At 73.1% G+C, this 19,759-nt stretch carries 19 protein-coding genes and 1 pseudogene; 6 read left to right on the forward strand and 14 right to left on the reverse strand.

Annotated elements, in window-relative coordinates; translation table 11 throughout:
* Positions 1 to 165 precede the first annotated feature (165 nt).
* The 3 genes and pseudogenes from ACH4J0_RS12180 to ACH4J0_RS12190 all read right to left on the reverse strand — a co-directional run bounded on the left by ACH4J0_RS12180 (position 166) and on the right by ACH4J0_RS12190 (position 2,075).
* On the reverse strand, positions 166 to 963 hold the full coding sequence (locus tag ACH4J0_RS12180; protein WP_396238977.1) for a DUF3710 domain-containing protein: 798 nt from the start codon (positions 961 to 963) through the stop codon (positions 166 to 168).
* Positions 964 to 965: 2 nt separating this feature from the next.
* Positions 966 to 1,500 (reverse strand): annotated as a pseudogene (gene dut / locus ACH4J0_RS12185) (dUTP diphosphatase).
* A complete protein-coding gene (locus ACH4J0_RS12190; protein ID WP_396239479.1) occupies positions 1,497 to 2,075 on the reverse strand; it encodes a PaaI family thioesterase in 579 nt (192 codons plus the stop codon). The pseudogene dut and the gene ACH4J0_RS12190 overlap by 4 nt, the downstream one beginning before the upstream one ends.
* A 138-nt stretch (positions 2,076 to 2,213) precedes the next feature.
* Here ACH4J0_RS12190 and ACH4J0_RS12195 point away from each other — a divergent pair, with 138 nt between their 5' ends.
* Positions 2,214 to 2,663 carry a DUF3093 domain-containing protein gene (locus ACH4J0_RS12195; RefSeq protein WP_396238979.1) on the forward strand — a complete coding sequence of 150 codons (450 nt, stop codon included), beginning with the start codon at positions 2,214 to 2,216 and terminating at the stop codon, positions 2,661 to 2,663.
* A gap of 229 nt (positions 2,664 to 2,892) precedes the next feature.
* On the opposite strand, the gene ACH4J0_RS12200 is transcribed toward ACH4J0_RS12195, so the two are convergent.
* The 4 genes from ACH4J0_RS12200 to ACH4J0_RS12215 all read right to left on the reverse strand — a co-directional run bounded on the left by ACH4J0_RS12200 (position 2,893) and on the right by ACH4J0_RS12215 (position 7,013).
* Positions 2,893 to 3,192, reverse strand: a complete 300-nt coding sequence (locus ACH4J0_RS12200) for a DUF4193 domain-containing protein (RefSeq protein WP_030285479.1) — start codon at positions 3,190 to 3,192, stop codon at positions 2,893 to 2,895.
* Positions 3,193 to 3,697: 505 nt separating this feature from the next.
* Complete coding sequence (locus ACH4J0_RS12205; RefSeq protein ID WP_396238981.1) at positions 3,698 to 4,678, reverse strand: acyl-ACP desaturase; 981 nt, start codon at positions 4,676 to 4,678, stop codon at positions 3,698 to 3,700.
* 265 nt (positions 4,679 to 4,943) lie between these two features.
* Positions 4,944 to 6,248, reverse strand: coding sequence for a sensor histidine kinase (locus ACH4J0_RS12210; RefSeq protein ID WP_396238983.1), 1,305 nt, complete (start codon positions 6,246 to 6,248; stop codon positions 4,944 to 4,946).
* Positions 6,249 to 6,359: 111 nt separating this feature from the next.
* Positions 6,360 to 7,013, reverse strand: coding sequence for a response regulator transcription factor (locus tag ACH4J0_RS12215; RefSeq protein WP_030285473.1), 654 nt, complete (start codon positions 7,011 to 7,013; stop codon positions 6,360 to 6,362).
* 444 nt (positions 7,014 to 7,457) lie between these two features.
* Between ACH4J0_RS12215 and ACH4J0_RS12220 the strand changes: the two genes are divergently transcribed.
* Positions 7,458 to 7,643, forward strand: a complete 186-nt coding sequence (locus ACH4J0_RS12220) for a hypothetical protein (RefSeq protein ID WP_030285471.1) — start codon at positions 7,458 to 7,460, stop codon at positions 7,641 to 7,643.
* A 133-nt stretch (positions 7,644 to 7,776) separates the two neighbouring features.
* Here the strand turns inward: ACH4J0_RS12220 and ACH4J0_RS12225 are convergent, their stop codons facing one another.
* Entirely contained in the window at positions 7,777 to 8,595 is an 819-nt protein-coding gene (locus ACH4J0_RS12225; RefSeq protein ID WP_396238985.1) for an inositol monophosphatase family protein, read from the reverse strand.
* Positions 8,596 to 8,617: 22 nt separating this feature from the next.
* Positions 8,618 to 9,760, reverse strand: coding sequence for a ferrochelatase (locus tag ACH4J0_RS12230; RefSeq protein WP_396238987.1), 1,143 nt, complete (start codon positions 9,758 to 9,760; stop codon positions 8,618 to 8,620).
* 131 nt (positions 9,761 to 9,891) lie between these two features.
* Between ACH4J0_RS12230 and ACH4J0_RS12235 the strand changes: the two genes are divergently transcribed.
* Complete coding sequence (locus ACH4J0_RS12235) at positions 9,892 to 11,172, forward strand: MFS transporter (RefSeq protein ID WP_396238989.1); 1,281 nt, start codon at positions 9,892 to 9,894, stop codon at positions 11,170 to 11,172.
* 258 nt (positions 11,173 to 11,430) lie between these two features.
* Complete coding sequence (locus ACH4J0_RS12240; RefSeq protein ID WP_396238991.1) at positions 11,431 to 12,753, forward strand: D-arabinono-1,4-lactone oxidase; 1,323 nt, start codon at positions 11,431 to 11,433, stop codon at positions 12,751 to 12,753.
* 8 nt (positions 12,754 to 12,761) lie between these two features.
* On the opposite strand, the gene ACH4J0_RS12245 is transcribed toward ACH4J0_RS12240, so the two are convergent.
* Positions 12,762 to 13,634 carry a hypothetical protein gene (locus ACH4J0_RS12245; RefSeq protein ID WP_396238993.1) on the reverse strand — a complete coding sequence of 291 codons (873 nt, stop codon included), beginning with the start codon at positions 13,632 to 13,634 and terminating at the stop codon, positions 12,762 to 12,764.
* 517 nt (positions 13,635 to 14,151) lie between these two features.
* On the opposite strand from ACH4J0_RS12245, the gene sepH reads away from it, so the two are divergent.
* A complete protein-coding gene (sepH, locus tag ACH4J0_RS12250) occupies positions 14,152 to 15,231 on the forward strand; it encodes a septation protein SepH (RefSeq protein WP_396238995.1) in 1,080 nt (359 codons plus the stop codon).
* 67 nt (positions 15,232 to 15,298) lie between these two features.
* Here the strand turns inward: sepH and ACH4J0_RS12255 are convergent, their stop codons facing one another.
* Complete coding sequence (locus tag ACH4J0_RS12255) at positions 15,299 to 16,174, reverse strand: sulfurtransferase (RefSeq protein WP_396238997.1); 876 nt, start codon at positions 16,172 to 16,174, stop codon at positions 15,299 to 15,301.
* Between the two features lie 166 nt (positions 16,175 to 16,340).
* On the opposite strand from ACH4J0_RS12255, the gene ACH4J0_RS12260 reads away from it, so the two are divergent.
* Complete coding sequence (locus tag ACH4J0_RS12260) at positions 16,341 to 17,084, forward strand: VOC family protein (RefSeq protein ID WP_396239481.1); 744 nt, start codon at positions 16,341 to 16,343, stop codon at positions 17,082 to 17,084.
* A 42-nt stretch (positions 17,085 to 17,126) separates the two neighbouring features.
* On the opposite strand, the gene ACH4J0_RS12265 is transcribed toward ACH4J0_RS12260, so the two are convergent.
* From ACH4J0_RS12265 to ACH4J0_RS12275, 3 genes are all read right to left on the reverse strand, one after another.
* Positions 17,127 to 17,783: a thymidine kinase gene (locus tag ACH4J0_RS12265; RefSeq protein ID WP_396238999.1), complete on the reverse strand. Its 657-nt coding sequence runs from the start codon at positions 17,781 to 17,783 to the stop codon at positions 17,127 to 17,129.
* Between the two features lie 61 nt (positions 17,784 to 17,844).
* The gene (locus ACH4J0_RS12270; protein WP_396239001.1) at positions 17,845 to 19,032 is read right to left on the reverse strand and encodes an alkaline phosphatase family protein; all 1,188 of its coding nucleotides are present in this window, start codon (positions 19,030 to 19,032) and stop codon (positions 17,845 to 17,847) included.
* A 95-nt stretch (positions 19,033 to 19,127) separates the two neighbouring features.
* Positions 19,128 to 19,727, reverse strand: a complete 600-nt coding sequence (locus ACH4J0_RS12275) for a DUF5998 family protein (RefSeq protein WP_396239003.1) — start codon at positions 19,725 to 19,727, stop codon at positions 19,128 to 19,130.
* Between the last annotated feature and the right edge of the window lie 32 nt (positions 19,728 to 19,759).

A 19,759-nucleotide genomic window follows, 5' to 3' on the forward strand; every position in this document is an offset into this window, starting at 1 on the left:
TGTCTCCCCGGTCTCCCGCGGCGACTCCGGAACTGTACGGGCACCGACCCGCCACATGCAAATCGCCTCCGCCCGGGACTCCGGACGGAGGCGATGCGACGCGGTGCGACGCGTGTGACGCGTGCGATGCGACGTGATGCAGACACAGAGCCCGTCGGCCCGGGGTCAGCGGACCTCGGTGATCTCCGGGCCTCGGGCGAACGGGTCGAGCGAGCCGTAGCGGCCCTCTCCCTCGCCGGCCGCGGCAGCAGCCCCGCCACCGTCGGCGACCATCTGGGCGTCCTCGGGAAGCTTCAGCACGATCGGGTCGCGGGGAGCCATCGGGCTCTCGCCGCGGACGACGACGGTCTGGCGGAAGACCTGCTCGAGGATGCCGGCCATCTCGGGCTGCACGGCGGCCTGGCCCGAGATCACACCGCGCAGGAACCAGCGCGGGCCGTCGCATCCGACGAAGCGCACCAGCTGCACCCCCTGGGTGCCGTCCGGGAGCTGCACCGGGACCTGGGCGCGGAGGTGCCAGCCGAGCGGGCCCTCCTCCTCCTCGACCAGGCCGCCCTGCGAGGTGATGCCGTTGGCGATCTCCTCGCGGACCTCCCCCCAGATGCCCTCGGACTTCGGGGCCGCGAAGGCCTGGAGCTGGATGGCGCTGTTGCCGAGCACGAGGGTCGCCGCGACGATCGCGTCACCCGCGACCTCGACGCGCAGCTCCATGCCCTCGACACCGGGGACCAGCAGACCCCCGAGGTCGACTCGTCCCTCCTCCGGGGACTCGAGCTCGGTGTGGTCCCACGGGCCGTCCGGCCGCGGGGCCGGCGGCAGGCCGACCTTGTCGGCCGGGTCCAGCTCGGTCACGTTCTCGCTCTCGGCGGAACCTTCGACGTCATCGGCCGTCTCGTCGGCGCTGATGGCGTCGTCGGCGAGCTGCTCGACAGCGTCCTCGCTCTTCTGGCGACGACGGAACACGGTCACTGTCCTTCCCGGTCCAAGACCGATGCGAATACCTGCTCGGCTTCCTGCGAGGCCGCGGGAATGCTAGACCGCGGCGTGGCCACCGGTCGACCCGAACCCGCCCTCGGCGCGTGCCGACCCCGGCAGCTCGGCCACCTCGTGGAAGCGGGCCTTCTCGACCTGCTGGATGACCAGCTGAGCGATCCGGTCCCCTCGGCGGAAGCTGACCCCCTCGCGCGGGTCCAGATTGACGACGATCACCTTGATCTCTCCACGGTACCCGGCATCGACCGTCCCCGGGGCGTTCACGAGGGCAACTCCGCAACGAGCTGCCAGCCCGGAGCGCGGGTGGACGAAGGCCGCGTAGCCGTCCGGGAGCGCGATGGCGACGCCGGTGGGGAGCACCGCCCGCTCTCCGGGTGCCAGCTCGGCGTCGACGGTGGTCCGCAGGTCGGCACCGGCGTCCCCGGGCTGCGCGTACTCGGGCAGCGGCAGCTCGGGATCGATACGCCTGATCAGGACGTCCAGCTGCGGGCGGGGGGTCTCGCTCAAGGGTTCACCTCAAAGGCTCGTGCGCGCTTCATCAGATCAGGGTCGTCGAGGACCTTCTCGATGTCCTCGGGACGACCGTGCGTGGTGAAGTGTTCCAGCTTCACCTGGATGAAGAGCGCCTGTGCGCGCACGGCGACCGGTCCGTCCGGGCCGCCGATCCGCGCCTCGGCGGCGCTGTAGATCTTGCGGCCGTGCACACCGGTGATCCAGGCGCGCAGGTGCAGCACCGAGTCGACGGGCACCGGGCTGAGGAAGTCGGTCTCCAGCCGGCCGGTCACGGCGGGCGCGTGCAGCAGCCAGTTGAGCGTGCCGAGGGTCTCGTCCATCGCCGTCGTGAGAAGCCCGCCGTGGGCCAGCCCGGGGCCGCCCTGGTGGACGTCCCGGACGGTGAGCTCGGCCGTGACGTCCAGGCCCTCTCCCGCGACCGCGTCGATCCGCAGGCCGCCGGGGTGTTGCGGGCCGCAGCCGAAGCAGTGCTCGTAGTGGGAGCCGAGGCGGGTGCCGGGGGCGGGCGCCTTGGGGTGGCGCTCCGGAATCACGGCGTCCGGCGGCGGCGTGGTCGGGGTCGGCGGCAACGCGGGCGCCGACCGGTCGGTGGGGATTGTGGTGGGGGTGGTCGTACCGGTCACGGATCGCAGCCTACCCAGGGGTAGCAAGGCCTCCGGTGGGGGTGGCGTCCCGTGCCGGGCATCAGGACGCCCACAATGGAGGGCATGTACGACGAACGCCTCACGGTGCCGCGCTCCTGGTGGCTGCTCCCCGTCGCAGTCGGTCTGACCCTCGCGCTGATCCTGATCCGGGTCAGCGGTCTGGCCGCCCTGGTCGGCCTGGTTGTCGGCATCGCCGCCGGCGCGGTGGCGATCAGCAGCTACGGCTCGGCTCGGATCCGGGTGGTGCAGGGCTCGCTGGTGGCCGGGCCGGCCCGCATCCCGGTGGACGCGCTGGGCGCCGCGCAGGCGCTGAGCCCCGCCGAGGCCGCGGCCTGGCGCGGTCCGAAGGCCGACCCCCGCGCCTTCATGCTGCTGCGCAGCTACGTCCCGACCGCGCTGCGGGTCGAGGTGAGCGACCCGGCCGACCCGACGCCCTACCTCTATCTGTCGACCCGCTCGCCGATGAAGCTGGCCGAGGCGCTGGAGGAGGCCCGGCGCGGCGCCCGCACGTAGCCCGTGCACCACGAGGGCCCCGAAAGACCGAGAGGGACGGTTCCGCTGCTGCGGGACCGTCCCTACGACTTCGTCCTGGCCGGCGCACGGCCGACCGACTCCGTCCTCCCGGGTCCGTCCTTCCGGACGGTCCGCGGACCTGCCGTCCGGCCCCGCTGCCCGGGGCCGGAAGGAGCGTTGTGCCGGTCCCGCGGGAGCCACGGGTGCCTGGCGCTGTCCGCTGCGGTGCTCAGGCGCCGCAGTCCCGGCAGATCGGGTTGCCGTTCTTCTCGCTGTACAGCTGGCTGCGGTGGTGGACCAGGAAGCAGCTCATGCAGGTGAACTCGTCGGCCTGCTTGGGCAGCACCCGAACCGCGAGCTCCTCGTTCGAGAGGTCGGCGCCGGGAAGCTCCATGCCCTCGGCGGCGTCGAACTCGTCGACGTCCACCGAGCTGCCGCCCTTGTCGTTCCGACGCGCCTTGAGCTCCTCGATGCTGTCCTCGTTGAGCTCGTCGTCGGTCTTGCGTGGGGTGTCGTAGTCGGTTGCCATTTTTCGCTCTCCCCCTCCGGGTTGTGCGGTGTGTGCGGTATCTCCAGCGCACGTAACGCATGGGGGGTCGGTCTTGTGCCCGACCCGAGGCGGAGATTTTGCCTTACTTCAAGCCCCGTTACTCAATCGACACTCAGCCAGGGCTCCGTTGGGGTGATCCTCCGGGGCGCGGAAGGCCTCACGCTGGGCCATCGCCGACCCGTCGCGCGCCTGTCTTTCCAGCGACTCACAGTGAGCGGGAGCCGTACTGGTGTGCGCGGAATCCCTTGCCCACCAGGGGCGCCGACCGATCCCGCGATCCGGTAGCAGGCCGGATTCCGGTCACGGACGGCGATCAGCACCTCCGACGAAGTGATCACTCTCCGGGGTCGACCGACATCATGGAGCGACACGGTGTGAGCTTGGTCACGTTCAGAATCTTCCGGGGCAAAACCCGGAAAATCCACCCACTCCGCCCCCCTCGGCCGGGGGCGCGACCGTCGACGGGGGGCGCCCCGCGGGGGTTCTAGCCGGCGTTGCGGCGGGCCTCCCGGCGTGCCAGCAGCGCGGCCTGGCGCTCCTCGAACTTGCGCGCCTGCGTGTCCAGGCCGTCCAGGAAGACGCCCAGCTCGTTCTGCGCCACCAGGCCCTCCGGGCCGAGGCCGCCGAACTCCATCACCCGCAGGTGGCGCAGCACCGGCTGCAGCACGTCGTCGTGGTGGATGCGCAGGTTGTACACCCCGCCGAGGGCGATCTGCGCGGCGGCGCGCTCGAAACCGGGGATGCCGTGGCCGGGCATCCGGAAGTTGGTGACCACGTCGGCGATGGCGCGCATGGCCTGGTCCGGGGCGATCTCCAGGGCGGCCTTCAGCAGGTTCCGGTAGAAGACCATGTGCAGGTTCTCGTCGTTGGCGATCTTCGCCAGCAGCTGGTCGCACAGCGGGTCGCCGGCGTGCTTGCCGGTGTTGCGGTGCGAGATGCGGGTGGCGAGCTCCTGGAAGGCCACGTACGCGACCGAGTGCAGCATGCTGTGCGCGTTGTCGGACTCGAAGCCCTCGGACATGTGCGACATCCGGGCCCGCTCCAGCTCGACCGGGTCGACGGCCCGGGTGGCGAGCAGGAAGTCACGGATGGCTATCCCGTGCCGGCCCTCCTCGGCGGTCCAGCGGTGCACCCAGGTGCCCCAGGCGCCCTCGCGGCCGAACATGGTCGCGATCTCGTGGTGGTAGCTGGGGAGGTTGTCCTCGGTCAGCAGGTTGACGACCAGGGAGACCCGGCCGAGCGCGGTCACCTGCGACTGCTCGACGTTCCACGCCTCGCCGCCCAGCACGCCGTCGAAGTCACGGCCCTGGCTCCACGGGACGAACTCGTGCGGCATCCACTCCTTGGCCACGCCCAAGTGGCGGTTGAGCTCCTTCTCCACGACCTCCTCCAGGGCCAGGATCAGTCGCGTGTCGGTCCAGCCGCTCGATCCGAGCGAGGGGCTCTGCACAGGGGCGATGGTCACGGTCGGGCTCCTGGGGGACGGATACGCGCGGGACGGGCGCGTTGGGCGGGCAAGCGTCGTACGGGGGCCGTCGGCGGGCAGACCGACAGACACACTTACGGTTGCGTAGGTTACGACACCGTAAGTTGCCCGGGCCGGAATGACAAGCCGCCCCCGCCAGGCCTTATGTCGTCTTGACAGGCCTGCCGGGGGCGGCTGGGAACGGTCGCCCACGGAACGCACCGGCGTCCGGGGCCGACATCGCGCAGAACGGCGCAGGAGGCTCCTACGGCGAGGGAATCCGCACCCGCATGGTGAGGCCTCCCCCGGCGCGCGGAGTGGCCTCGATGGTGCCGCCGTGGGCGCGCACCACCGAGCGGACGATGGACAGGCCCAGCCCGACCCCCTTGTCGCTGCGGGTGCGGTCGGCGCCCTTGATCCGGCGGAACGGCTCGAAGATGTGCTCCAGTTCGTAACCGGGCACCACCGGGCCGGTGTTGGAGACCACCAGCTCGCCGCCGCCCGGCACCGTCGTGGTGGCCAGCTCGACCCAGCCGCCCGGGGTGTTGTACCGGACGGCGTTCTGCAGCAGGTTCAGGGCGAGCCGCTCCAGCAGCACGCCGTTGCCGGCGACCGCGGCCGGGTCGAGCTTCGAGCGCAGCTCGACCTCGCGCTTGTCGGCCTCGCTGCGGGTCTGCTCCAACGCCCGGGTGGCCACCTCGGACAGCTCCACCGAGCGGCGGTCGGTCAGCTCGTTCTCGCTGCGGGCGAGCAGCAGCAGGCCCTCGACCAGCTGCTCGCTGCGCTCGTTGGTGGCCAGCAGGGTCCTGCCGAGCTGCTGGAGGTCGGGCGAGGCGGCCGGGTCGGAGAGCTGGACCTCCAGCAGGGTGCGGTTGATCGCCAGTGGGGTGCGCAGCTCGTGCGAGGCGTTGGCGACGAAGCGGCGCTGGGAGTCGAAGGAGCGGTCCAGCCGGTCCAGCATGTCGTCGAAGGTGTCGGCGAGCTCCTTGAACTCGTCGTCCGGCCCGTCCAGCTCGATCCGGCGGTGCAGGTCGGAGGAGGCGACGTCACGAGCCGTTCGGGTGATCCGGCCGAGCGGGCGCAGCACCCGGCCCGCCATCGCGTAGCCGGCCGCGAAGGCGATCACGGCGAGGCAGACGAGCACGGTGAGCAGCTTGCGCAGCAGGGTGTTGAGCGCCTGGCTGGCCTGGAAGCTCCTCTGGTCGCTCAACCACTGGTCGAGCGCGGACTGGCTGGTGATGATCTGGTTGTCCTGCGTCCGGAAGGGGATGCCGCTGAACAGCAGGTGCGGCTGGCCGACCTGCTGGAGCGCCTGCTGGACGAAGAAGTACATCACCAGCAGCAGCACCACGCCGGCCATCAGGAACATCCCGCCGTACAGCAGGGTGAGCCGCATCCGGATGGTGGGCCGGAAGGGCAGCCAGGCGAGCAGGCCGTCGCCGGGGACGTAGGTCTCCGGCTGGTGCCCCCGGGCCTGGCGCGGCGGGTGCACGGGCTTGGGCGGGACGGCACGCGGGCCGCCGGCGGGCGCGCCGGAGGGCCCGCCGGCCGGGCGCGGCGGGGTGGTCATGATGGTCCTCTCGGGCGTCCGCCAGGGCGGGCGCTGGTACAGCGGGGAATCCTCGGGGGCGGGCTCGGTGGCCCGGACCGCAGCGGTCGGGCCGTGGGTGTCGGGTTCCGGTCAGATCCGGTAGCCGGAACCGGGCACGGTGACGATCACCGGTGGGTCGCCGAGCTTGCGGCGCAGCGTCATCACGGTGACGCGCACGACGTTGGTGAACGGGTCGGTGTGCTCGTCCCAGGCCTTCTCCAGGAGCTGTTCGGCGGAGACGACGGCGCCGCCGGCCCGCATCAACACCTCCAGGACGGCGAACTCCTTGGGGGCGAGCTGGACGGTTCGCCCCTCGCGGATCACCTCGCGCCGGCCAGGGTCGAGCGAGATGCCGGCCCGCTCCAGCACGGGGGGCAGCGGGATGGTCGCGCGACGGCCCAGCGCCCTGACCCGGGCGACGAGTTCGCTGAAGGCGAACGGCTTCGGAAGGTAGTCGTCGGCGCCGATCTCCAGGCCCTCGACCCGGTCGCTGATGTCGCCGGAGGCGGTCAGCATGATCACCCGGGTGGCCAGGCCCTGCTCGACCACCTTGCGGCACACGTCGTCGCCGTGCACCAGCGGGAGGTCGCGGTCCAGGACCACCACGTCGTAGTCGTTGACCGCGATGCGCTGGAGCGCGGCCTCCCCGTCGTACACCACGTCGACGGCCATCGCCTCGCGGCGCAGGCCGGTCGCGACGGCCTCGGCGAGCAGCTGCTCGTCCTCGACGACGAGAACCCGCACGGTCGTTGTCCCTTCTCCAGGCCGGCCCCGGAAGCGGACGCGCGGCTCCGACGGTGCCTCCATCCTGCCTGGTCCTGCGGTAAAGCAGCGATAAGCTGCCCCCCTGGCAGGGAACCGGGGCCCGCGGCGGTGACCGTTCGTGCCGAGAACGCTCCGGTTGGACTGTGACAGGGGCAACTTTCTTCCGCGGCGAGGTTTCCCGGCCCCCGGGGTGGGGAGGACAGCTGCACACCCGCGATCTGGCTGTTGGCCGATCGCACCCACCCGCCGTGCGTTCATCCGCGCCGGCCCTGGGGCTGGGGCGTCACCGGGAGCGGCCGAAGGCCGTCGTCCGCGTCCGACCGGAGATCCACCACCTGCCGGCTCGGGAGCATTCACCGGCTGGACCCTCCTCAGGGCGGAGAGCGCACGACCGTGCACGTCCGACACAGTAAGGGGGCCCGTATGGACGCCTTCAAGGCCGGAATCCTGCAGCGCATAGCCAACGCCGAGCAGGACCTGCACCGCGCGATCGAGGCCGGGGACGAGTTCCTCGCCGAGGTGGAGCAGTCCGAGCTGGACGACCTCCGTCGTCTCGCCGCCGAGCACGGTGTGGACACCGTGCTGGACCGCCACCGCACCGCCGCCTGACCCGACGCCGGTACTCCGGCACCAGCGGCCCTGCGGGGGCCGTGCGAAACCCCAGGCCCTGGCATCCCCCGTGTGCCAGGGCTCTTCGCTTGTCCGGAGGGTCCTGGCACACGGGCCCCTTTACGGTGGGGCCTCAGTCCGCCCAGGCGCGCAGCGCGGCCAGTCGCTCCTGCAGCGGCTCGTACACGCCCGGGGCGGCGGCCACGGTCAGATCGCCGTCCGGGCCGTGGCCAGGGCGGCCGCCGACCAGGGCGCCGGCCTCGGTGGCGATCAGGCAGCCGGCCGCCCGGTCCCAGGGGGCGAGGCCGCGCTCGTAGTAGCCGTCCAGTCGCCCGGCGGCGACGTCGCACAGGTCCACCGCGGCCGCCCCGCCCCGGCGGACGTCCCGCACCTCGGGCATCAGTGCCAGCAGCACCTCTGCCTGGCGCACCCGCACCGGCTGGACGTAGTTGAAGCCGGTGGCGATCAACGCCTGGCCCCAGGGCGGGGCCGGGCGGGCCGAGACCGGGCGGCCGTCGAGGCGGGCGCCGCGGCCCAGCACCGCGTGGAACAGCTCGCCGCGCGCCGGGGCGTACACCACCCCGACGGCGGCCCGGCCGTCCACCTCGGCGGCCACGCTGACCGCCCAGGAGGGCAGCCCGTAGAGGTAGTTGACCGTGCCGTCGAGCGGGTCGACGACCCAGCGCACCCCGCTGGTGCCGGGGCGCTCGGCGCCCTCCTCGCCGAGATAGCCGTCCTCGGGGCGGCGGTCGGCGATCAGCTCCACGATGAGCTTCTCGGAGGCGAGGTCCATCTCGGTGACCACGTCGACCGGGCTGCTCTTGGTGCCGGCCACGCCGAGGTCGGCGGGGCGGCCGTCGCGCAGCAGGGCGCCGGCCTTCCGGGCCGCGTCCAGGGCGACGTCCAGCAGGTCGTCGAGGAGCCCGTCGGCGGGCGGGGCGGGGGTGGGCACGGGGGTTCTCCTCCGGGAGGGATCAGCGCTCGGCGGCGGCCGGGCGGGGAGCGCGCGGGTTGGGGCAGCAGGCCACCGCGCACACGTCGTGGCTGGGTCCGAGGGCACCGAGGGCGCAACGGGTGACGCCCTCGCCGCGCTCGGTGGCGGCCCGTTCCAGGACGAGTTCGCGCACCGCGGCGGTGAACCGCGGATCGGCGCCGACGGTGGCCGCGCGGGCGACCGGCAGGCCCAGTTCGGCGGCCTTGGCGACGGCCTCGGTGTCGAGGTCGTACTTGACCTCCATGTGGTCGGAGACGAAGCCGATCGGGACCATCACCACGGCCGGCGCGCCGTCGGCGTGCTGGGCCTCCAGGTGGTCGCAGACGTCCGGTTCCAGCCACGGGATGTGCGGGGCGCCGCTGCGGCTCTGGAACACCAGCTGCCACGGCCGGTCGGCCACGCCGGTGCGCTCGGCGACGGCCGCGGCGATCAGCCGGGCCACGTCCAGGTGCTGGGCGACGTACGCGCCGCCGGGCGTGCCGCGGGCCGGGTCGTCGGGGGCGCCGGAGGTCTCCGCCATCGCGTCCGGGATGGAGTGGGTGGTGAAGGCCAGCCGGGCGTCGGGGCGGACCGCCTCGGGCAGCTCGGCCAGGGCGGCGACGGTGGCGTCGATCATCGGCTCGACGAAGCCGGGGTGGTTGTAGAAGTGCCGCAGCTTGTCGACGGTCAGCGCCGGGTGGCCCTCCTCGGCGAGGACGGCCAGCGCGTCGGCCAGGTTCTCCCGGTACTGGCGGCAGCCCGAGTACCCGGCGTAGGCGCTGGTGGCGAGCACCGCGATCCGGCGGTGGCCGTCCGCGGCCATCTCCCGGAGGGTGTCCACCAGGTACGGGGCCCAGTTCCGGTTGCCCCAGTAGACCGGCAGCTCCAGCCCGTACTCGGAGAAGTCCTTGCGCAGGGCGGCGAGCAGCTCGCGGTTCTGCTCGTTGATCGGACTGACCCCGCCGAACAGGAAGTAGTGCCTGCCCACCTCCTTCAGCCGTTCCTTGGGGATGCCGCGGCCCCGGGTGACGTTCTCCAGGAACGGGACGACGTCCTCGGGGGCCTCGGGCCCGCCGAAGGAGAGGAGCAGCAGGGCGTCGTACGGGGCGGCGCCGGAGGGGGAGGGTTTGCGCGCGTCGGACATGGGACCGATCCTGCCACTGAGGGGCCGGGGCCCGGCGCCGGGGCCGCGCGGGTGTCCGGAAAATACCGTTTGCCAACGTACGTAAGCTGTGTTGACCAGCCTTGTTCCTTACCCCCCTGCCCGGAGCTCCCGTGCTGTCCAGCTACCGCCGAATATTCGCCGCGCCCGGCACCGTGGCCTTCTCCTCCACCGGCTTCGTCTCCCGACTGCCGATCTCGATGACCGGCATCGGCATCGTGACCATGCTGTCCCAGCTGCGCGGCTCGTACGGCGTGGCCGGCCTGGTCTCGGCCACCCTGGCGGTCTCCGCCGCGGTCCTCGGCCCCCAGGTCTCCCGGCTGGTGGACCGGCTCGGCCAGGCGAGGATCATCGTCCCCGCCATGGCCCTCACCATCGGCGCCGTCGTCGGCCTGCTGATCTGCGCCCGGCTGAACGCACCGGACTGGACGCTGTTCGTCTTCGCCGCCGGCATGGGCGTCATGCCGAGCACCGGCGCGATGGTCCGCGCCCGCTGGGCGCACCTCTACCGCGAGGACGCCGGCAAGCTGCACACCGCCTACTCCTTCGAGGCCGTCGTCGACGAGGTCTGCTTCATCGTCGGCCCGATCCTCTCCATCGGCCTGGCCACTTCCGTCTTCCCCGAGGCCGGCGTGCTGCTCGCCGGGATCTTCCTGGCCGTCGGCGTGCTGCTCTTCGCCGGACAGCGCTCCACCGAGCCGCCGGTCCACGAGACCGCCCGGCACGAGGGCCGCTCGGTCATCCTCAACCGCGGCCTGCAAGTACTGATCCTCACCTTCGTCGCCACCGGCGCGATCTTCGGCTCGGTCGAGGTGGTCACCGTCGCCTACTCCGAGGCCCAGGGGCACAAGTCGGTCTCCAGCGTGATCCTCGCCCTGTGGGCGCTCGGCTCCTGCCTCGCCGGGGTGGTGTTCGGCGCCCTCAAGCTCACCGGCTCGATGGCCGTGCGCTTCTTCCTCGGCGTGCTGTTCATGGCGCTCAGCATGGTGCCGCTGCTGCTGGTCTCCCACGCGGTGCACGGCATCGGCGGGCTGGTCGCGGTCGGCACCGCGCTGCTGGTCGCCGGCATCGCCATCTCCCCCACCCTGATCAGCGCGATGGCGCTGGTCGAGCGGCTCGTCCCGGCCTCCCAGCTCACCGAGGGCATGACCTGGACCACCACCGGGCTGGCCCTCGGCGTCGCGGTCGGCTCCTCCGCCGCCGGCTGGGTCGTCGACGCCTTCGGCGCCGCCGCGGGCTACGCGGTGCCGCTGGCCGCCGGCGTGCTCGGAGTCTTCGCCGCCCTGGCCGGCCTCGGCCGCCTGCGCGCCGGACTCCCCGCCGAGCAGCCCGCGGCGGCACCCGCCGGACCGGCTTCCGGATCGGTCGATCGACCCGTAGACGCCGAACGGTGAACTGACTAATCTCTCGCCCTACCCGCGGCCCTACCCGTGGGTAGGGCCTTTCCCCCGGGTCTTGCCGGATCAGGCCGCGGCGCTGGGGTGCGTGCACCGCAGGGCGGAGTGAGGAAGCCACTGCGATGGGGGCACCTCCCGGCCGAAGGCCGGGGCAGCGACGCGGACGCGGTGAGGACGAGGAGACAGGCCCTGAGGGCGGCCCCGCCGCCCCGGACGCGCCGGACCTCGTCCGGCCACGGAGCAGGAGGCAGCGCAATGCCCCAGGCCAGCAGCGCGACCCGCACCCGGTGGACCAACTGGGCGGGCAACCAGAGCGCCCACCCGGCCCGGACCGCCACCCCCGGCACCGCGGAGGAACTGGCCAAGGAGATCCTGCGCGCCGCCGAACAGGGCCGCAGCGTCAAGGCCGCCGGCTCCGGCCACTCCTTCACCGCGATCGCCTCACCCGGCGACGGCCTGCTGGTCCGCCCCCACGCCCTCACAGCCGTCCGCGAGATCGACCGCGAGGCCGGCGCCATCACCGTCGAATCCGGCCTCCCGCTGAGCCGCCTCAACCGGATCCTCGCCGCCGAGGGGCTCTCCCTCACCAACATGGGCGACATCGAGGTCCAGACCGTCGCCGGCGCCACCAGCACCGGCACCCACGGCACCGGCCGCGACTCCGGCTCGCTCGCCGCGCAGATCCGCGCCCTGGAGATCGTCCTCGCCGACGGCACCGTCCGGCGCTGCTCCCCCACCGAGAACCCCCGGCTCTTCCAGGGCGCCCGGCTCGGCCTCGGCGCCCTCGGCGTGATCACCGCCCTCACCTTCGGCGTCGAACCGGCCTTCCTGCTCACCGCGCACGAGCAGCCGATGGGCTTCGACGAGGTGCTGGAACGCCTCGACGACCTCACCGCCGTCAACGAGCACTTCGAGTTCTACTGGTTCCCGCACACCGACCGCTGCTCCACCAAGCGCAACAACCGCAGCCAGGGCCCGGCCGCCCCGCTGCCCTGGTTCAAGGGCTGGCTGGAGGACGACTTCCTCTCCAACACCGTCTGGGAGGGCGCCTGCCGGGTCGGCCGCCACTTCCCCGGCTCCATCCCCACCATCGCCTCCCTCGCCAGCCGCGCCTGGTCCGACCGCAGCTACACCGACACCGCCCACAAGGTGTTCACCAGCCCGCGCAGGGTCCGCTTCGTGGAGATGGAGTACGCCGTCCCGCGCGCGGCCGTCGCCGAGGTGCTGCGCGAGCTGAAGGCCCTGGTCGAACGCTCCGACTGGAAGGTCAGCTTCCCGGTCGAGGTGCGCTTCGCCCCCGCCGACGACCTCTGGCTGTCCACCGCCTCCGGCCGCGACAGCGCCTACATCGCCGTCCACCTCTACCGGGGCACCCGCGACCAGGGCTACTTCACCGGCGTGGAAAAGCTGATGACCGCCCATCAGGGCCGCCCCCACTGGGGCAAGCTGCACACCCGCGACGCCGACTACCTGGCCGGCGTCTACCCGCACTTCGGCGACTTCACGGCGCTGCGCGACGAGGTCGACCCGCAGCGACTCTTCGGCAACGACTACCTGCGGCGCGTGCTGGGCGCCTAGGACAGGTCCTAGGGCGCCGGGGCCCCTGCACCGGGCGGCGGGGCCACCGTCGTGTGGACCGGGACGTCGCCGGGCGCGGACGGCTGCGGCGTAACCCCGCCCGTCGGCCCGGTGTCGCCGCCCGCCGACGGGGAGGCGCCGGCCAAGGGGGTCGAGCTCGGGACGGCCGAGGGGGAGGCGGTGCCACGGTGCTCGCCCGTGCCACCGCCCGGGGTCGTGCCCGGCTCGAGGCCCGGCCGGGTGGTCGCCGGGGCCGAGGCGCCGCCGGAGGGCGTGGCCTCCGGGCCGCGCCCTCCGCCCCCGGTGGCCGGCCGGTCCGCGGGGGCGTCCTGCGGCGTGGACGACCTGGGCGCCACCGCGCCGCCGAAGGACGTCCCGTTGCCGGACTCGCCCTTCACCGTCGCCGACACCGGCTGGCCGGTGGCCAGCTCGAACGCCACGATCGGCGTCATCGCCAGCACGAACACCAGCCCGGACATCGCCGCGTAGGTCTTCCAGCCCCAGCGCCGGCGCACCCGCACCACCTGCGGCTCGTTCCACTCCGCGGTGATCACCGGCGGTCCGGCCGGCTCCGGCGCGGCGCACTCCGGCTCCACCGGCACCTGGCGCAGGGCCTTCACGGTCTGGTTCGGCCCGCGGTCCACCACCTCGCGCAGCTGCTGGCCGGTCCGCCTGAACACGTGCTGGAACACCGCGCCACCGGTGGTGGCCCCGACGCTCACCACCGCCGCGCCCATGATCGTGCCGTAGACGCCGAGTTCGGAGGCGAGCACTGCGCCCACCACCGCGGCCAGTGCACTCGCCACGACCTGAGCCACGCTCAGGTCGATCCGCTTGCGCTCCTCCTTGCCGCCCTCCTCGGCGGGGCTCCGCTCCGGCATCAACATCCCTCGGTCCGTACGACTCTTACTCGAACAAGCCACTCCATCTTGCCCAAAGAAGGACACAAGGGGCGAAAATGCGGTTCTGCGCGCCCGGATTGTGTGAAGATGATCACCGTTCATCCGACGGCGGTCCGCCGTTCGGGGTGCGCGCTCTTGAGATTCCCGTGAATCGCGGGAGACTTGAGCGGCGAGCCGCCCCTCCGGATGCCACGAATGGAGTACTGTTCGTAAAGCCCGAGCCTTGGGTCGACTTGTCGACTGTGCCTACACCGGCAGCTTGACGAAGAGCCACTGAACGGGCACGCACGGCGACGCCGGTCCCGGATCGTCGCGAACACTCCGCGTGCGAGGACGGCCGGGACACCCAGGCGCGACGTCGACGGATGACGTGGCAAAAAGGCAACCGTGCCACATTGGTGTGCCCGGGCGTACGCCCGACACGCCGGGGAACTCAGCAAGGTTGTGGCCAGTCGCGAGTGGGCAGGCCACACTCAGTACGGGAGCAGCGACGCAGGTGACGTCGGCAGGCACCACCCGGGAGGTAACCGTGCCCGAACTGCGGGTTGTGGCCGTCAGCAACGACGGCACACGGCTGGTGCTCAAGGCTGCCGACAGCACGGAGTACACCCTCCCCATCGACGAGCGGCTGCGCGCCGCCATCCGCGGGGACCGGCCGCGCCTCGGCCAGATCGAGATCGAGGTCGAGAGCCACCTCCGCCCCCGGGACATCCAGGCCCGGATACGAGCCGGTGCCTCCGCCGAGGAGGTCGCGCAGGCCGCCGGCATCTCCGTCGACCGCGTCCGCCGCTTCGAGGGACCGGTCCTCGCCGAGCGCGCCTTCATGGCCGAGCGCGCCCGCAAGACCGCCATCCGCCGCAATGGCGAGTCCCCCGGACCGCAGCTCGGCGAGGCCGTGGCCGAGCGGCTCGCGCTGCGCGGCGCCGAGAAGGACACCGAGCGCTGGGACTCCTGGCGGCGCGACGACGGCACCTGGGAGGTCATCCTCTCCTACCGTGCCGACGGCGAGGGCCGCAGCGCGTCCTGGACGTACGACCCGCCCCGGCGCCTGGTCCAGCCCAACGACGACGAGGCCCGCGCGCTGATCGGCGAGACGGTCGAGCGCGAGGAGGACTCGGTCTTCCCGTTCATCCCGCGGATCGCCCGGCTCCCCCAGGACCGGCCGCCCCGCCCGATGATCGACCGGCCCTCCGCCGACCGCATCATGTCGGCCCGCGAGGTCCGCGAGTCACGGGAGGCCACCGCCGAGTCCCGGGACTCGCTGACCAGCCTGCTCGACGTGGTGCCCGCCTTCCGCGGCGACCTCGCCGTCGGCGGTCCGACCCCGATCGAACCGGTGCCCGCCGAGGTCACCGAGGAGAGCGAGGAGGCGGCCGCGGCCGCCGCCCCGGCGGTCGGCGCGGGCTCGGCCTACGCCGACATCCTGATGCCGCGCGCCGTCGCGCCGCACCGCGAGCGCCTGGTCGGCACCACCGACCGGCAGGCCGAGGCGGACGGCGTCCGGCCCGGCCGCCGGGCCACCGTGCCCAGCTGGGACGAGATCGTCTTCGGCAGCCGGCGCAAGAAGCAGGAGTAGCGGTCCCGACGTACGTCGAAGGGGCGGGAGGCCGGCCGGCCTCCCGCCCCTTCGACGTGTCCGGGGCTCAGCCCGGCCGGCCGGTCACCGCCACCGGGCGGCTGCCGTCGCTCGACCACTCGCTCCACGAGCCCGGGTACAGCGTGGCGTCCAGGCCCGCCACCTCCATCGCCAGGATCTGGTGCGCCGCCGTCACCCCCGAACCGCAGTACACCGCGGTCCTGCGCTCCCCCGCACCGAACGCCCGGAACCGGGCGAGCAGTTCGGCGACCGGGCGGAACCGCCCGTCCGGACGCACGTTCTCGGAGGTCGGCGCCGACACCGCGCCCGGAATGTGCCCGGCCCGCGGGTCCACCGGCTCGGTCTCGCCCCGGTAGCGCTCCCCCGACCGGGCGTCCAGCAGCAGCCCGCTGCGCGCCCAGTCCGCGGCGGCGTCCGCGTCCACCGTCGGCAACTGTCCCGGCACCGGCTCGAAGTCGCCCGCCGCCGGCTCCGGCAGCTCGGCCGTCACCGGCAGCCCGGCCGCCTGCCAGGCCGCGAAGCCGCCGTCCAGCACCCGGACGTCCCGGTGCCCGGCCCAGCGCAGCAGCCACCAGGCCCGGGCGGCCGCCATCGAGGCGGCCCCGTCGTACACCACGACCGGCCGCCCGGCGCTCACCCCGAAGCCGCGCATCGCCGCGCCGAACTCCTCGGGATCCGGCAGCGGGTGGCGGCCGCCGTGACCGGGGGCGCCGGGCGGGGCCGCGAGGTCCCGGTCCAGCTCGACGAAGTGGGCACCGGGCAGGTGTCCGGCCCGGTACTCCTCGGCCGCGGTCGGACCGCCCGGTGCGGCGCCGACCAACTGGTAGCGCACGTCCAGCAGCACCGGCGGACGCTCGGAGGCGAGCGCCTCGCCCAGTTCGGCCGCGGAGATCAGCGGGGAACCGTCGTTGAAGGTCGTCATGCGGGCCATTGTCGCGCAGCGCGCCCGAACCACGGCTCTTTGTGTGCTCTTTGCCGGACTTTCCGCGCGGGTCGAGGGTTGGGCGCGCGCCAGGGTGGAAGCATCACCCTCGCCCGCACGTGTTTCCGTGCGCCAACCACCCGTGAGGAGGCCCGCATTGCCCGCGGTGGAACTCCGACTGGCCCAGGGCACGCCCTGCTGGGTCAGCCTGCTGACCCACGACCTGCCCGGCGCCCGCGCCTTCTACGGCGAACTGCTCGGCTGGACGTACTCCCCCGGGCCCGGCCAACTCGGCGCCTACGTACGGGCCGAGCTCGACGGGGCACCGGTCGCCGGCCTCGGTGTCTCCACCGCCACCGGCTTCCCGGTGCAGTGGACCACCTACTTCGCCGTGGACGACGCCGACCGCACCGCCCAACTGGTGCGCGAGTGCGGCGGCACCGTCGCGGTCGGGCCGCTCCAGGCCGAACGGGCCGGGCGGATGGCCATCGTCTCGGACGTCTCCGGCGCCGTCTTCGGCCTCTGGCAGGGTGAGGAACACCTCGGCCGCGAAGCCGGAGCGGAACCCGGCGGCCCCGCCTGGGCCGAACTGCTCACCCCGGACGCCGACGGCGCCGCCACCTTCTACGGCTCCGTGCTCGACCGCCCGGTGCGGCCCGCCGTCGGCGGCTCCGCGCTGCTGGTGCACGGGCGCCCGGTCGCGGGCATCCGCCACCACGCCGACCTGCGCGGCCACCCGCCGCGCTGGCGCACCCACTTCGCGGTCGGGGACGCCGCGCTGACCGCCCGGCACACCGTGGAACTCGGCGGCCGCGTCCTGGTCGAGCCGCACGACACCGCCCACGGCCGCGCCGCCCAGCTGGCCGACCCGCAGGGCGGGCACTTCTCGGTACTCGAAGCCGCGGTTTAGCCTTCGAGCGGACCCGCCTGCGGGGAGTCCGCAGGCGGGGCCCTAGACCTGGTGCTCCTCGAAGGGCAGCACGTCCGGAGACAGCACCGAGGCGCGCGCGGTCGCGGCGGTCAGCCGGCGGCGGTGGTGGCGGCGGCACAGCACCTCGTAGCCGATCTCGTCGTCGCTCACCGAGATGTCGCCGATCACCACCTGGGCACCCTCGACCACCATCACCCCGCCGACCGTACGGGCGTTGTGGGTCGCCCGGGCGCCGCACCAGCAGAGCGCCTCCACCTGCAGCAGCTCCACCCGGTCGGCCAGCTCGATCAGCCGCTGCGAACCCGGGAACAGCCGGGTGCGGAAGTCGGTGGTGATACCGAAGGTGTAGACGTCGATGTCCAGTTCGTCCACCACCCGGGCCAGCTGGTCGACCTGCTCGGCGGCGAAGAACTGGGCCTCGTCGCAGATCAGGTAGTCCACCCGGCCGCCGGCCGAGAGCCGCTGCACCACGTGCGCGTGGAAGTCGAAGTCGTCCGTCACCTCCACCGCGTCGGCGCGCAGGCCCAGCCGGCTGGAGATGGTGGCCGCGCCGGCCCGGTCGTTGCGGGTCAGGATGACGCCCCGCCGGCCGCGCGCGGTGTGGTTGTGGTCCATCTGCAGCGCCAGCGTCGACTTGCCGCAGTCCATCGTGCCCGAGAAGAACACCAGTTCAGCCATGGGTGGAGCAAAGGCCTTTCACGTCAGGGGGGTTCGGGCACAGAGAAGTCAACGGTCCGGCTCAGCCACGGACTTCGAGCAGCGGGACGAACTGTTCGACCGAGGTCATCGAGCCGTGCAGGCCGATCATCGCGGACTCGCCGGGCTCGTTGCGGGAGGCGATGACCGCGATGTCGTCGCGCGCCGCGGCGACCACGTCGCCGATCCGGTGGTACACCCGCTCGTCGACGGTCGGGCCGAACCAGCCCGCCTCGATCGCCTCGTCCCGGGTGGCCACCCACATCCGGTCGCCCAGCACCTCGCTCCAGACGGTGTGCACGTCGGCCGCGGCGCCCGGCACGGCGTACACGTGCCGGGCCCGGCCCTCGCCGCCGAGCAGGGCGACTCCGGCGCCGAGCTCCCAGTCCTCGTCGAAGTCGATCCGGTCCTCGGGCGCGATGTCGATCATGCCGTGGTCCGCGGTCACGTACATCGCCGAGCGCGGCGGCAGCTGTTCGGCCAGCCGGCGGGCCAGCCGGTCCACCGCGTCCAGCGTCATCCGCCACTCGTCGGAGTCCACCCCGAACCGGTGGCCCGCGCCGTCCAGCTCGCTGACGTAGGTGTACACCAGTGCCCGGTCGTGCTCGGCCAGCCACGAGGCGGCCAGGTCCATCCGCTCCTCGCCGGTGGTGCGGCCCAGGAAGCTGCCGCCCGACAGCGCCACCCTGGTCAGCGGGGTCTGGGCGAACAGCGGGGAGGACACCTGGGCGGTCGCCACCCCGTCCCGGTGGGTCTGCTCGAAGACCGTCGGGTACGGCTGCCAGGCCTGCGGGTCGGTGTGCGGCTGCCAGCGCAGCTGGTTCATCAGGTAGTCGGCGCCCGGCACCGCCACCGTGTACCCGGCCAGGCCGTGCAGGCCCGGCGGCGTGCCGGTGCCGACCGAGGCCAGCGAGGTCGCGGTGGTGGACGGGAAGCCCGCGGTCAGCGGACGGCCCGAGCCGCCCATCGAACTCCCGGCCAGCGAGGACAGGAACGGCGCGTACTCCGGGTGGCGCAGCAGCAGCTCCCAGCCCAGGCCGTCCACCAGGAACACCACCGCCCGGTCGGCCGGGGCGATCGGCAGCGTCGCGGTGAACCCCGGGACGCCCAGGCCCGCCGCCACCGAGGGCAGCAGGTCGCAGAGCGAGCCGCTGCCGTACGGGGGTGCGGGGGCGGCGGCCGGGTCGAGGATCTCGAAGGCGTCGTAGCCGTCGGAGGGTGCGAAGGACATGGAACCGGATTCGTAGCGGTCGGAAACGCGGGCGGAGGCGCGAACGGGCACGCGCGTGGGGGCGCGGACGGAAGCGGCCGGGTTCGGCCCGGGGCTCAGACCCGCGGTCCGTTGTCGATCGTCGCGTCGGACAGCGCGCGGGCGAACACCAGCGCCTGGGCCACCGTCTCCGGGCCGTCCCCGGCTTCGCTCACCCGCAGCGACAGGTCGTCGGCCGTCGCCGAACCGGTGTAGCCGTGGTCCGCCTCGCAGTTCGGGTCGGAGCAGCCGGCCGGCTCCAGGTCCAGACGCTGCACCGCGCCCCAGCCGATCGTCAGCACCACCTCGCGCGGCAGCGTGCCGGGCGTGTACGTCTCCGGGTTCGCCACCATCCGGCTCAGCACGACCGAGCCGATCCGGTCCAGCCGCACGCTCTCCGTCGAGGTGGTCGCGAACGGCACGGCGGGGCTGCCCGCGTCGCCGGTCTGCTCGTCGGTGTGGCTCACCACGAACCGGGTCGGGGTCAGCACCAGCACCGTCACGTGCCGGCGCACCTCGTTGGAGTCGAAGGTCGTCTCCTGGTGCACCAGGTAGGAGCTGATCGGCTCCGGGCCCACCGCGGACTCCACCGCTTCGGACACCAGGGCCGGGTAGTAGCCGCTGCGCTCGATCGCCGAGCGCAGGTCCTGAGTGGTGGTGGTACCGGTCTTCGCCATAACTCCATCCTGGCATGGTCCGCCGACGAAGC

Origin of the sequence: Kitasatospora sp. NPDC017646, from assembly GCF_044329365.1 — a bacterium.
Lineage (GTDB): Bacteria > Actinomycetota > Actinomycetes > Streptomycetales > Streptomycetaceae > Kitasatospora.

Coding starts and splice junctions, on each gene's coding strand:
- ACH4J0_RS12245 (WP_396238993.1), bottom strand. CDS start 13,634: ATGCCGGAGCGGAGCCCCGCCGAGGAGGGCGGCAAGGAGGAGCGCAAG.
- ACH4J0_RS12195 (WP_396238979.1), top strand. CDS start 2,214: ATGTACGACGAACGCCTCACGGTGCCGCGCTCCTGGTGGCTGCTCCCC.
- ACH4J0_RS12265 (WP_396238999.1), bottom strand. CDS start 17,783: ATGGCTGAACTGGTGTTCTTCTCGGGCACGATGGACTGCGGCAAGTCG.
- ACH4J0_RS12230 (WP_396238987.1), bottom strand. CDS start 9,760: ATGTCCGACGCGCGCAAACCCTCCCCCTCCGGCGCCGCCCCGTACGAC.
- ACH4J0_RS12210 (WP_396238983.1), bottom strand. CDS start 6,248: ATGACCACCCCGCCGCGCCCGGCCGGCGGGCCCTCCGGCGCGCCCGCC.
- ACH4J0_RS12200 (WP_030285479.1), bottom strand. CDS start 3,192: ATGGCAACCGACTACGACACCCCACGCAAGACCGACGACGAGCTCAAC.
- ACH4J0_RS12220 (WP_030285471.1), top strand. CDS start 7,458: ATGGACGCCTTCAAGGCCGGAATCCTGCAGCGCATAGCCAACGCCGAG.
- ACH4J0_RS12255 (WP_396238997.1), bottom strand. CDS start 16,174: ATGACGACCTTCAACGACGGTTCCCCGCTGATCTCCGCGGCCGAACTG.
- ACH4J0_RS12270 (WP_396239001.1), bottom strand. CDS start 19,032: ATGTCCTTCGCACCCTCCGACGGCTACGACGCCTTCGAGATCCTCGAC.
- ACH4J0_RS12275 (WP_396239003.1), bottom strand. CDS start 19,727: ATGGCGAAGACCGGTACCACCACCACTCAGGACCTGCGCTCGGCGATC.
- ACH4J0_RS12240 (WP_396238991.1), top strand. CDS start 11,431: ATGCCCCAGGCCAGCAGCGCGACCCGCACCCGGTGGACCAACTGGGCG.